Raw genomic sequence first — 12,131 nt, forward strand, 5'->3', positions numbered from 1 at the left:
CACCCGGTCATCACCCGCCCTCGTCGACAGTTAATGAGTATTAACAAGTGCGATGTTAACGCTCATTAACAAGATTCGTCTACACTCCCATCATGACCGACGCGCGCCAGGCCAGCCCCCGCAGGGCCGAGATCCTCGCGGCGGCCGCCGACCTGTTCGCGCGGCGCGGCTTCCACGGCACGTCCATCGGCGACCTCGGCGGCGCCCTGGGCCTCACCGGGCCCGCCCTCTACCGGCACTTCCGGGGCAAGGAGGCCGTCCTCGCCGAGATGCTCGTCGACATCAGCGAGCGCCTGCGCGACGAGGGGGTCCGCCGGGCCGCCGCGTCCGACCCGTCCGCGGCCCTGGACGCCCTGCTCGACTGGCACATCTCCTTCGCGCTCGACAATCCGGCGCTGATCACCGTGCACGAGCGCGAACTCGACAACGTGCCCGAGCCGCAGCGCCACCAGGTCCGGCGCGTCCAGCGCGCCTACGTCGAAGAATGGGTCGCCGTGCTGCGCCGCCTGCGTCCGGACGAGCCGGAGACGCGCATCCGCGCCGCCGTCCACGCCTGCTTCGGCCTGCTCAACTCCACCCCGTACAGCGCGGCCGGGCTCGACCGTCCCGCCATGGCCGGGCTGCTGCACGCCATGGCCCGCGCCGCCCTCTGCTGCTAGACGGGCCGTCAGCACGAGGACGGACGGCCCTTGAGCGCCTCGGCGACGTCGTGGGCGAACGTGTCCGCGTCGGCGGCCGTCCCGTCGAAGATCTTGTTCGAGCACTCGCGGAACGCCGCGGAGAAGGTCGGGTAGTGCTCGGTCTCCGGACGCGGCTGGGCACGTCCGAGCGCCGTCACGACGGCCTGGCCGAGCTCGGTGAGCTGCTGCTGGTTCGGCAGGTCCGGATCACCGGGCGCAGGCGGAAGGCCCATCAGACTCGAACACGACCGTGCCTGGACGTCGGAGGGCGAACGCTTGGCGGGCGTCAGGCCGAGCGCCGAATACCGCGCGGGCGCGAAGCCGCCGCAGGAGAACAGCTGGCGCTGGGCGGCCGTCCCAGAGAGGAAGCGCACCAGGTCGGCACTGGGGCCAGGGCTGGGGGAATGGGCCGAGACCGCGAGATTCTGGCCGCCGAGCACGGTGTGCCCGGGAAGCGGCGCGACATGGAACAACAGCCGGTCGTCGCTCGCGCGCATACGCGGCTCCGTGGCAAGGGACGAGAACGCGTAGGGCCAGTTCCGCATCAGCTTGTCGCCCGAGGCGAACGCGTTGATGGCGTCCTGCTCCTGGTACTGGCGTGACGCCTTGAGGGACTCCTGGACCTTCGTCCTGAGACGGCGGATCGCGGGGAAGACGCGAGAACTGAGGGCCTTCTCGTCCGCGCGCGCGTTGCCGGTGAGGACGTCCGCGGCGCCGTCGTTCCACACGTCCTCCAGGACGTTGACGGTCAGGCCCTCATAGTCGGCGAGCTGCGCGTCGTACCCCTGGTCGAGGAGGGCGGACCAGGACGCGGGCGGTGTCGTGCCGTCGCGGTAGTAGAGGAGGCCGACGTCCAGGTTGAACGGCACGGCGTACTGGGCGCCGTTCCAGCGGCCGGTGCGCAGCGCGGCCGGGATGAAGTCGGCGGTGTCGGACAGGCCGTGGAGCTCCTTGAGGTATCCGGCCTCGGCGAACTGCGCCGTCCACGTGTTGTCCATGATCAGCACGTCGTAGGCGCAGCCGTCCGACTGCTCGACCGCGGCGAGCTGGCTGTGCTGCAGGTCGGTCGAGTCCGACACCTCAACGAGCCGCGCGTGCCGGTGCGGGCGTCCGTCCGGGTAGGACGAGGCGTTCCACTGCTTGATCAGCGCCCGCCGCTGCGCCTTGAGGCTCACGTCCGTCCCGCCCGCGACGACCAGGTCGCCGCGCCCGCAGTCGGCGGCGACCGCGTGGTACGGCGCGCTCGGATGGATCTGCGACACCAGACCCGCCGCCAGGACGGCCAACGCCCCCACCGAGGCGCACAGCAGTACGGCTCGCCGTGAGAAGTGCGTGCCGTGGTGTCGTCCCTCGTGCGTGCGCGGTGCCGGAGGCGGGGGCACGTCTGGGATCCGCCGTTCGGATCCGGCAGCGTTCTTCTGGTCTCCAGGGCTCAGGTCGGGGTCGCCTGCGCTCTTCTGCTCGGGACCGTCGGGGTTTCGCTGTTCGGGCTCGGATGCTTTGGGTTCGGGTGCTTCGGGCTTGGGTGTTTCGGGCTGGGACGCGTCCGGAGGGTCGCCGTCACGGGACGGGGACCGGGCGGGGCGGTTGCGGTCGTCGTCTTCGGTGGTCATCGCAGTCCCGAGAGGAATTGGGCGGCCTGCTCCTGTTCCGGGGCGCCGGTCAGGGCGACGCACCGGCCACGGCCAGGGCCCATCGCGGACGTGAGCTGCTTGATGTGCGCGGTGTCGCAGCCCGCCGGACCGGTGAGGACGACCGTGAGGCGCACGTTCGGATTGGCCGAGCGGAACGGACCGGCCAGCCAGGACGCCGTCCCGGCGGGATTGCTGCCCGTGCTCTCGCCGTCCGTCACGAGGACCAGGTCCTCCCGGCCGCTGGTCAGGCTCGCTCCGGACAGCGCGGCGCGGAACGCCATGTCACCGCCGGTCGTGGTGATCGCCTGGAGCTGGTTCGCGACCGCGTCCTTCTGGTCGGACTGCGCTTCCCGGGCCTGGACGTTCCCGAACGTGTTCGGGCTGCGTGGATCGGCGGACGAGGAGAACACCTGAAGCCCGAGGCGGTCGGAGCCCTGGAGCTGTTCGGTGAGGCTCTGCAGGAACGTCACCGCGCGATTGAGGCGGGTGCCTCCCGAGGCCGGTCCCGTCGGGGCCGCGCGGGCCGTCGGAGCCGACCCGGCCGTCGGAGCCGACCCGGCCGCCTGGTCCATCGAGCCCGAGACGTCCAGCATCAAGGCCGCCGCGACCTTCGGACGCGCGGCCGCGAGCCGGTCCAGCGCGGTCTGCACCGGGGGCGTGCCGTTCAGCCGGACGCCCGGCGGCACCGCGCGCTCGCCCACCATGCCCTGGAGCCGCGACAGGTAGAAGTGCGAGGAGTCGCCCTCCGGCGGCGCGGGGAACGCGCCGTTGCCGTCCCGGAGCCCCTGCTCGGTCAGCGGATGCGCCGTCAGCCAGGACCGCAGGTCGCCGATCGCGTCGCTGCGTGCGCGCGTGTCCTGCCCGCGCCAGGTCAGCTGGACGAAGGGGTAGTCCATGGTCGGCAGGTCGACCGCGTAGTACGGGTGCAGCCGCCAGTGTCCGGCCGGGTCGGTCGTCGGTTCGGCCGGGCCGCAGCGGTCGCCGAGGGCGCGTCCGGCGTCGTAGTCGGCGAGCGCCTGCTCGGGGACGGCCACCGCGACGTCCGACGGCGGCTCGGCGCCCTGCAAGGCCTGCGCCCGGAACCGGCACAGCAGCGTCACCGCGTCGGGCGCGACGAGGTCGGGCGGGCTCGCGAACTTCTCGTCCGCGGCCGGGGACGTCCCGGGCTGCGCGTCGTACAGCGTGGGCGTGACCTCCAGCGCGGTCGACGACGTGTCCGGAACCGGACGGGCGATCCCGCGCAGCTTCACGCCGGACTGCGCGATCTGGGTCAGCAGCGCGCCCGTGCTCGCCTTGAGCGGCGCGCTGTAGGGGCTCGAGACCGCCGCGTCCGCCTTGGTGAACAGCGCGAGCACCATCGGCGAGGTGCCGAGCGAACGGTTCAGCTGCCGGAAGCGCGGATCCCCGCCGGCGCCGACGCCCGTGCTGGCTCCGGCCTGGCCTCCGCCCGAGGCCGGGAGGCCGCCGATGCCCGGCCGGCCGCCGTTGGTGTCGGTCTGGCCGCTGTGCGGGACGAAGTCGAGTTCGGCGCTGGTCGCCGGGATCCACACGTCCGGCTGCGGGCCGAGAAGCTGCTGGTCGTCACCCGTGTCGTTGCGTCGCCAGAGCCGGCTGAACGCGTCGTAGAGCGAGACCGGGCCCGGCTCCGGGACGACCGTGACCGTGTACCGGCGGCATCCGCCGTCGGTGCGGTCGGCGACGAACTCCGACGCGGCCGCGCGCAGCGGCGTCAGCATCTCCGGAGCGGTCAGCACGCGCACCTCCAGCGGCTGCCCGCACGGCTGGGCCGCGTCCCGCAGCGCCAGCACGCCCAGGACCGCGAGCAGCACGAGCACCATCGCCGCCGCCCCCGCGAGCAGGCACGCCAGCCCCTTCGCCGCCCACGCCAGCGACGTCGTCGCACCCGCGAGGACGTTGTGGACCACATCCGGACGCGACCGCCAGACCAGCACCGACACGGCGGCCAGCACCGCGAGCGTGACGATCGAGTTGAGCCAGAGGTACCCGTGGAAGAGGGTCACCAGCAGGCCGACCAGGATGGACGAGCACAGCTCGAACGCCATCACCTCGGTGAGCCGCCGCAGGGGCGTGCGGCCCTCTTCCGTCGCCGGCGGGCCGTGCTCGCCGGGGGGCTGGGTGCTCTCGGTCTCCGGACCGTTCATCCTGGCCTCGTCGTCGCGTGCCGTCCTCGCGGCACGTGCTGCCGGTGACCGCGGGGCGCGGATGCGTCGGACCGGTCACCACGCCCGATCCGTCACCGCGCCGTCAGTCACCGCTTGCTGTCGCGGAATCGCTCCCAGCGTAGTGAGCCCGATGGGGTCGTGGACCGAAAACCCGCGACCATGATCGGCCGTTTGTCACGGCCTGGCCGGTTCAGGCCGCCGCGCCGCGCGGAAGTCCGGAGCCGGACCTCCGCGCGGGCTCGTTGAGAGCGGCCGAGGGTCAGCGGGCGGCCTCGCGGCGGGCTTCGAGGAGGCGGGTGTAGTCGTGCGCGCCGGTCAGGACGGCCCGGTGAACGGCCCGGGCGATGCGCGCGCCCCAGACCGAGCGCGGCCCGGCGAACGGCTCCGCCTCGCTCGTGCCGCTGAGGTAGGACGTGCCCTCGCCCTTGGGCGCGGGCACGTCCACGCCGCCGGGGGCGGGGACGCCAACGCCGCTCGGGTCGGGCGCGGCCACGCAGATCGCGTCGGACGCGGTGCCGGTGCCCTCGTATCCGGCTTTGAGCAGCGCCTGGGACTTGGCCTCGGTCGCCGTCATCACCGCGTTGACCAGCGCCGCGTCCGTCAGCGGGACGGGCACGGACACCACGATGTTGATCGTCCCCGGTCGCAGGACGGCGCCGTCCAGCCGGATCGGGGCGAGTTCGGGGTCGTCCGCGTCGGCGGGGGCCGCGGCCCAGGTCGGCACGCGCAGGCCGACGGTCGCGGACACCTCCACACCGCCGTCCTCGGCACGCTGCGTCCGCTCGACGGACGCGGCCGTGAGCATCCCGACGCCCGGCCCTTCGAGCCCGTACCCGGCGGCGAGTTCGAGAAGGTGGTCGATCGGGTCCATGCGCGAGTACCCGCCCGCGACCTGCGCGTTCAGCACCCAGTGCGCGGACGTGATGCCGCCGCCGAGCATGGCCGACGAGATCATCCGGCGGCCTGGGCCGGGGCGCCAGACCGTGGACGCCAGGCGTGCGCCGTCCTCCTCACGCCAGTGCAGGTCGACTCTCACCCGGCGGCTCCCTCGGCAGGACGGTTCGGACGTTCCGGACGCAGCCCCTCGGGACGCGGATCCCCCGGACGCGGATCCGCCTCCCGCGGGTCCTCCGGACGCGGACGTTCGAGCGCCAGCAACGGGCGCCCCTCCGCATCATGGGCCACGCTGACGTGCGCGTCGAAATGGGCCGCGATCGTCTCGCGCGTCAGGACGTCCGCGGGCGGGCCGGACGCGGCGACGCGACCGTCCGAAAGCAGCACCAGGCGTTCCGCGTACTGCGCCGCTAGCGTCAGGTCGTGGATCGTCGAGACGACGGTCAGGCCGTCCGCGAGGCGCAGCCGGTCGACCAGCTCCATGACCTGCTGCTGGTGGCCGATGTCGAGCGCGGTGGTCGGCTCGTCCAGGAGCAGGACGGGCGTCTGCTGGGCCAGCGCCCGCGCCAGGACGACCCGCTGCCGCTCGCCGCCCGACAGCTGGTCGAGCGTCCGCGCCGCCAGCCCGGCGAGGTCGAGTCGCTCGAGCACCTCGGCGGTCACCGAGCGGTCGTGCGCGCTCTCACGTCCGAAATGCGGGATGTAGGGGGAGCGCCCGAGCAGGGCGTAGTCGAACACCGTCATCGCGGGCGGCAGTTGGGGGCTTTGCGGGGCGTAGGCGACCAGCCGTGCCCGCTGCCGGGGACGCATCGACCGCAGGTCCCGTCCGGACACCTCGACCGAGCCGTGACCATCGCGCAGGCCCAGCACGGCCCGCAGCAGTGTCGACTTCCCGGCGCCGTTCGGGCCGATCACCGCCGTCCAGGAACCGCCCGCGACCTCCATGGAGACCGACCGCAGGACCCGCCGTCCGCCCAGCTCGACGTCCAGGTCGCGCACCGAGACCGTCATACGTCCACCTGCCTGCGGGTCGCGCGGAGGACGAGCACGAAGAAGGGGCCGCCGACGAACGCGGTGACCACGCCGAGCGGCAGTTCGGCGGGTGCGACGACCGTCCGCGCGACCAGGTCGGCGAGTTCCAGGAAGGCGCCGCCGACCAGCAGTGACAGCGGCAGGACGATCCGGTAGGACCCGCCCGCCATCCGCCGCACCAGGTGCGGGACGACGATCCCGACGAACGCGATCAGGCCGCTCACGGCGACCGCGCAAGCGGTGGCGAGCGACGCGGCGAGCAGAACCAGGAGCCGCACTCGCGCCGCTGACATCCCGAGCGTCGTGGCCTCCTCGTCGCCCACGGCGAGGACGTCGAGCAACCGGCCGTGAGTGAGCAGGACGATGACCGCCATCAGCGCGTACGGCGCGACCATCCGCAGCTGGCCCCAGTCGGCCGTGCCCACGCCCCCGAGGATCCACGCGAAGATCCGCTGGAGCTGCTGCGAGTTCGCCTGCTGCAGGAACGTCTGGACGGCCGACAGGAAGTTCGCCACCGCGACCCCCGCGAGGACGAGCGTGCCCGTCCCGCCTCCGGGGCCGCCGCGCGACGCCACCCGGCCCAGGCCGTAGGCCATCAGCACGCCGGTGATGGCGCCCGTGAACGCCGCGACGGGCACGGCGAAACCGGGCGCCCCGGGCAGCGCGACGATCGCGAGCGTCGCCCCGACCCCGGCGCCGGCTGCCGCGCCCAGCAGGTAGGGGTCGGCGAGCGGGTTGCGGAACACGCCCTGGTATCCGGCGCCCGCGATCGCGAGCAGCCCGCCGACCAGCGCCGCCATCAGGACGCGCGGGAGCCGCAGCTGGAAGAGCACGTTGTGCTCGACCGTGCTGAGCCCCGAGTCGACGTGGACGAACGGGATCGTGTCGGCGAGCGCCTTCAGGACCCCGGACACGGGCAGGTCGGCCGCCCCGACCAGCAGCGCGCCCGCCATCGTCGCCAGGAGCCCGGCGACCGCGACCGCGAGCTGGACGGGCCGGAGCCGCGCCCGCTGCTCACGGCGGACGCGGGGAACGAGCCCGCGCGACCGTGAGCGCGGGCCGGCGGACGTCACGTCGAGGCCGCTGTCACGTGGTGACGCAGCCAGGCCGGTGCCGCTGAGCAGCGGCGCCGGGCGGCCGGTGCCGCGCCGGGGAGCTTCGAGGCCGGTGCCGCGGGACGGCGGGCCGGGGTCGAAGCCGGTGCCGGCACGCGGCACCTCGGGGCCGAGGTCACTTGGAGGCCGACGCCTTCTGCACGGCGGCGGCGATGGACTTGACGAACTCGGGCAGCCTCGGGCCCCAGCGGGACGCGATGTCGTCGTCGAGCGCGACCGTGTTCTGCTTCTTCACGGCGCTCAGGTCCGACCAGCCGGGACGCTTCCCGACGGCCACCGGCGACTGGCCGCAGCACTTGGTGTCGGCGAGGAAGATCATGTTGGGGTCGCGCTTCAGCAGGTACTCCTGCGACAGCTGCGGATAGCCGCCGGACGCCTTGTCCGCGCCGTCGGCGATGTTCTCCAGCCCGAACAGCCCGTACACCTGGCCGATGAAGGTCTTCGAGGTCACCGTGTGGAGCTGGTCGTCGAGCTCGTGGTAGTAGCTCAGCTTGTTCCCGCCGGTGGCCTTGCCGGCGCTCGCCACCGTCTTCTGGATCTCGTCGCGCATCTGGCCGGTCAGCTTGGTCGCCTCGGCGGTGTGCCCGGTGGCCTTGCCGAGGTCCTGGATCTCGTCGTACACCTGGTCCAGCTTGGTCGCGGCGGGCTCCAGCAGGACCGGGACCTTCACCTTGGCCAGCGCGTCGACGATGCCGTCCATGTCGTCGGACAGGACGACCAGGTCGGGCTTGGCCGCGATGATCGCCTCGGCGTTCGGCTTGAAGCCGCTGAGCTTGGAACGCGGCGCGTCCGCCGGGTAGTCGGACAGCTCGTCCACGGCGGTCACCTGCTTGCCCGCGCCGATCGCGAACAGCGTCTCGGTGTGCGTGGGGGAGAGCGACACGATGTGCTGCGGCGTCGACGGGATGGTGACGCTGCCGTTGGCCGCCTGGACGACCACCGGTCCGCCGCCGGAGGCCTTGCCCTTGTCCTTGGCCGAGTCGCCGGAACCGCCGCAGGCGGACGCCAGCGCCATGACGCCGATCACGAGGGACGCGCCGAGCGCGCGCACGGGTCTCACAGCCTGCCTCCAGGGGGCGAGGGGCGGCACGCGGCCCGCGGGGACGGACCGGCCCTACCGCGGGGTCGAAGTCGTCGGCGTGCGGCAAGGCGACCTGGCTCGACCTCGGGGGAGGCCATCACAGTTGCGGGACAGCGCCGGGATCTCACCGGACTTCGCTCAGCGCACGCTGATCTGCAACGTTATCAGCAGGCGGACGATCCGGGACACGCCCGGCGCTTGACGGAGTGAGTACTCACTCCGTAGCGTGGAGGTGGTTCGGATCCTCACCTTGGGAGATGCGCCGTGACCATCAGGCTCAACCACACGATCGTTCCCGCCGCCGACAACGAGGCCGCCGCGCGCTACCTCGCCGACGTGCTCGGCCTGGAGTACGGCGGCCTCCATCCCGTCGCCAGGCACTTCGCACAGCTCCGGATCAACGACGAGCTGACGCTCGACTACATGACCATCCCGGACGCGCCCGGCCACCACCTGGCCTTCGACGTCGACACCGCCACCTTCGAGACGGCCGTGGCCTACCTGCGCGCGCACGATCTGCCGCATGGCGCCGGCCCTGGCACCCACACGAACGGCCAGGTGGACGAGCATCGCCCCGGGGGCGGCCGAGGCGTCTACTTCGCCGACCCGTCCGGCAACCTCTACGAACTCATCACCACGGCCTGACCCGGATTCAGCAGGGGGCGCACGCGCGCGCAGAACGCCTCGACGGCGGCCGGATCGGGTTGCTCGTTCTTGGCGAACATCGCCCTTTGCAGAGCCGGGCCGAACGCGTCGAACCGCTCCATGTCCGTCCTGCGGACGGGCTGCACCACGAAGTGGATGTGGCCCGGCTCCCCGCGCGCGTGCGACCACAGGCACACGTACACCTGCTCCGGCCGGACGAGTTCGGTGACCGCGGCCGAAACCCGGCGGAGCAGTGGCCCGAGCGCTGCGCTTTCCTCGTCGTCCAGGTCGGCGACGTGCAGGACGTGGCGCAGCGGCTTGACGACGAGCGTTCCGACGCCCAACGGGCCGACGGCATGTTCGACCACCCACCCGGCATGCTCGGCGACGCGTCCACCGGGAAGGGGGCGCCTGCCGGACGCCAGATCACAGGCCAGGCATCCCTCGTGCGCGTGCGCCCTGCTCACGGCTCGCGGACGGGGTCGGAGGCCACCCGGTCGCGAGCCTCGCTGAAGAAGTCGTGGATGGCCGTCGCGCCGGGCAGCAGCCGCAGCGGACGCGCCGACCCGAAGGGCGCGTTCCAGAACGTTCCGACCCGCGTTCGCCAGGGCCCCGCATAGGCGTAGGGCTCGGACAGGTAGCCGTCTCCGGGGGAGACGCCGTAGTTGACCTCGTCCACGGTGACGGCGATGTCGAAGTGCTCGGGCCACAGGATCGGCCGATCTCCCGGCGCGAGCCTCTGCAGTGCCTCCAGGCCCCAGGCGAAGGCGCGCTCGATGATGGCGGCCTCGCCCACCTCCAATCCGATGGTGTCGTCAGGGTCGAGCCCGCTGCCCTCCTTGTAGACGCCCTCGGGGCGCCCGACCTCCACGTCCGCGGCCGAGGCCACTTCGCGGAACGTCAGCCCGTTCATCGGCACCGCTCGCTCGCCCACGAGGAGCTCCGTCCCGCGCACGCGCAGGAAGGGCCGGGCCACCGTGCCGAAACCCGCGTCCGTCACGGACAGCTCAATCGATCCGCTCGTCCGGAACTGCGGTCCCGCGAGAACCATCTCGGCGACGCCGTGCAGTGCGCGTCGCGTAGTTTCCGCCATCATTCCCGTCATCTCTCCGCCGTCCTCTGCCCGTGGCTCCGCAAGTCCATGTCCATGGCTCCGCCCTGCGGACCGGGTCCAACCTCACGCCCTGGCTATTGGCAACCGCCCGGATACAACGCTAAGGCCCAGGCACCTCGACCACTCGGTCATTGATGTGTTCACCATAGAAAGCCACCTGCCCGGCCATGATTTCTCGCATGGTCGCGCCCCTGGGCACCCCGTAGACGACCCCTGGAAAGTCCATCTGTTGTTGAATTTCCCAAATGTCGCTATGGCGATCTGGCGAGAAGATCCGCGCCGGCACGCCGACCGCCACCCAGTGACCCCTAGGCCCGCGCACGAGGGCGTTCTCCATCACCACGACGTCGGAGCCCAGAGTCACCTCGCCGTCCTCGGCGCTGAGCACCGCGCCATGCAGCACCTGGGCGTTCTCCCCGAGCGTGACCGCTCCGCACAACACCGCGGTCGGTGCGACGTACGCCGATGCGGGGACGACAGGACGGCGGCCCTGATGCTCGATCAGCATGCGAATCCTCCCTGACGTTCGGGTTATCCACAGTTGCGCGGGTGACTTTCGATCGGGGCCCGGGTGCCGTGACGATGGATGGCATGACCGCTCTGACCTGGACGAGAACGTCCGACCACACGATCCGTCCGCTCCTCGACGGCCGGCCCAGCCGGCTCTCCGATGTCCTTCCCGCCGGAGCCGTGATCGCACGCGGCACGGCCGCCTGGCTCTGGGGACTGGACGTCCTGGCCCACGGCATCCGCCGGGACGAATGGGAACTCGACCTCATCCTGCCGCCGGAGACCGCGCCGCCCGATGCCGAGCCCGACCCCCGCTGGGTGCCGCTGCCGTCGGGACACATGACCACACGTGGGGACGTCCGGCTGACCACGCTCACACGCACCGCCCTGGACTGCGCGCGCTGGCTGCCCCGCCTGGACGCCGTCGCCGCCGTGGATCAGTTTCTCCGGGCCGGCGTCCGGGAGCCCGAGATGCGGGCGATGGCTCGCGATCTGCCCGGCTACCACGGCGTCCGGCGGCTGTCCGAGGTCCTCCGCCTCAGCGACCGGGGCGCGGCCTCTCCCGGTGAGAGCCGGATCCGCGTCCTGATGATCCGCGCGGGCTTCCCCCGTCCGCGCACGCAGATCCCCGTTCCAGGCCCGCACGGCGAACGGCTCTACATCGACCTCGGCTACGAGCAGTGGCGCGTGGGCATCGAGTACGACGGCGAGCGCCATCACACCGGCCGACACGCCCGCGCCCACGACGACCACCGCCGCCGCTGGCTCCGCAGCCGGGGCTGGCAGATCATCCCCGTCACCAAGGACGTCGTGCCGCGCCCCGGGCCCTATCTCGAAGCGCTCCTCACCGCGCTTCTCGACCACGGCTGGCAGCCGGACGACAACACCATGGACCGCCTGGCCACCCACCTGGCCCGCCTCCGCAACGGCACCTCCCGCCGCGCCCAGGCAGCCCACCTGTCCGAGCCGCCGTCCGTCCCGAGCATGAAGCCGCCGTCAGTTCCGAGCCTGGAGCCGCCGAACGACATGAGTCTGGAGCCGCCGTCGCTGTCCATCCCGGGCCTGAAACCGCCGTCCAGGGAGTCAACGTCATGAAGGACCGTCCCCTGACCGGTGCCGTCGTGCCCACACCACTCAAAATTCTCCACAAGCGGTGAAACGCAGGGAACGGGCGGGGTTCGCGCCAACCGCCTTCGCGGGCAACCCGGGAAGGGGTAGGGGAGGGGCTCTGGGAAGGGTGACA

Annotated in this window: 12 protein-coding genes; 3 read left to right on the forward strand and 9 right to left on the reverse strand. The window is 72.3% G+C overall.

Annotation, left to right across the window (positions count from 1 at the left end; genetic code table 11):
- Nucleotides 1-92: 92 nt before the first annotated feature.
- The gene (locus AB0L06_RS27040; RefSeq protein ID WP_500233904.1) at nucleotides 93-659 is read left to right on the forward strand and encodes an SACE_7040 family transcriptional regulator; all 567 of its coding nucleotides are present in this window, start codon (nucleotides 93-95) and stop codon (nucleotides 657-659) included.
- 8 nt (nucleotides 660-667) lie between these two features.
- Here the strand turns inward: AB0L06_RS27040 and AB0L06_RS27045 are convergent, their stop codons facing one another.
- From AB0L06_RS27045 to AB0L06_RS27070, 6 genes are all read right to left on the reverse strand, one after another.
- Nucleotides 668-2,293, reverse strand: coding sequence for an extracellular solute-binding protein (locus AB0L06_RS27045; RefSeq protein ID WP_500233905.1), 1,626 nt, complete (start codon nucleotides 2,291-2,293; stop codon nucleotides 668-670).
- On the reverse strand, nucleotides 2,290-4,476 hold the full coding sequence (locus AB0L06_RS27050) for a vWA domain-containing protein (RefSeq protein ID WP_500233906.1): 2,187 nt from the start codon (nucleotides 4,474-4,476) through the stop codon (nucleotides 2,290-2,292). The genes AB0L06_RS27045 and AB0L06_RS27050 overlap by 4 nt, the downstream gene beginning before the upstream one ends.
- 280 nt (nucleotides 4,477-4,756) lie before the next feature.
- Entirely contained in the window at nucleotides 4,757-5,533 is a 777-nt protein-coding gene (locus AB0L06_RS27055) for an adenosylcobinamide amidohydrolase (protein WP_500233907.1), read from the reverse strand.
- Nucleotides 5,530-6,402, reverse strand: a complete 873-nt coding sequence (locus tag AB0L06_RS27060; protein WP_500233909.1) for an ABC transporter ATP-binding protein — start codon at nucleotides 6,400-6,402, stop codon at nucleotides 5,530-5,532. The genes AB0L06_RS27055 and AB0L06_RS27060 overlap by 4 nt, the downstream gene beginning before the upstream one ends.
- Nucleotides 6,399-7,376, reverse strand: coding sequence for a FecCD family ABC transporter permease (locus AB0L06_RS27065; protein WP_500234111.1), 978 nt, complete (start codon nucleotides 7,374-7,376; stop codon nucleotides 6,399-6,401). The genes AB0L06_RS27060 and AB0L06_RS27065 overlap by 4 nt, the downstream gene beginning before the upstream one ends.
- Nucleotides 7,377-7,653: 277 nt before the next feature.
- A complete protein-coding gene (locus AB0L06_RS27070) occupies nucleotides 7,654-8,598 on the reverse strand; it encodes an ABC transporter substrate-binding protein (RefSeq protein WP_500233910.1) in 945 nt (314 codons plus the stop codon).
- Nucleotides 8,599-8,883: 285 nt separating this feature from the next.
- Between AB0L06_RS27070 and AB0L06_RS27075 the strand changes: the two genes are divergently transcribed.
- Nucleotides 8,884-9,264, forward strand: coding sequence for a VOC family protein (locus AB0L06_RS27075; protein WP_500233911.1), 381 nt, complete (start codon nucleotides 8,884-8,886; stop codon nucleotides 9,262-9,264).
- Here AB0L06_RS27075 and AB0L06_RS27080 read toward each other — a convergent pair.
- The 3 genes from AB0L06_RS27080 to AB0L06_RS27090 all read right to left on the reverse strand — a co-directional run bounded on the left by AB0L06_RS27080 (nucleotide 9,240) and on the right by AB0L06_RS27090 (nucleotide 10,886).
- Nucleotides 9,240-9,731 carry an HIT family protein gene (locus AB0L06_RS27080; RefSeq protein ID WP_500233912.1) on the reverse strand — a complete coding sequence of 164 codons (492 nt, stop codon included), beginning with the start codon at nucleotides 9,729-9,731 and terminating at the stop codon, nucleotides 9,240-9,242. The two genes, AB0L06_RS27075 and AB0L06_RS27080, sit on opposite strands and share 25 nt — an antisense overlap.
- A complete protein-coding gene (locus AB0L06_RS27085) occupies nucleotides 9,728-10,264 on the reverse strand; it encodes a hypothetical protein (RefSeq protein WP_500233913.1) in 537 nt (178 codons plus the stop codon). Before AB0L06_RS27085 ends, AB0L06_RS27080 begins: the two co-directional genes overlap by 4 nt.
- Before the next feature lie 214 nt (nucleotides 10,265-10,478).
- Nucleotides 10,479-10,886, reverse strand: coding sequence for a hypothetical protein (locus AB0L06_RS27090; protein WP_500233914.1), 408 nt, complete (start codon nucleotides 10,884-10,886; stop codon nucleotides 10,479-10,481).
- A gap of 83 nt (nucleotides 10,887-10,969) precedes the next feature.
- On the opposite strand from AB0L06_RS27090, the gene AB0L06_RS27095 reads away from it, so the two are divergent.
- On the forward strand, nucleotides 10,970-11,983 hold the full coding sequence (locus AB0L06_RS27095; RefSeq protein ID WP_500233915.1) for an endonuclease domain-containing protein: 1,014 nt from the start codon (nucleotides 10,970-10,972) through the stop codon (nucleotides 11,981-11,983).
- The last annotated feature ends 148 nt before the right edge of the window (nucleotides 11,984-12,131 follow it).

This window comes from Spirillospora sp. NPDC052269, assembly GCF_040679435.1.
GTDB lineage: Bacteria > Actinomycetota > Actinomycetes > Streptosporangiales > Streptosporangiaceae > Spirillospora.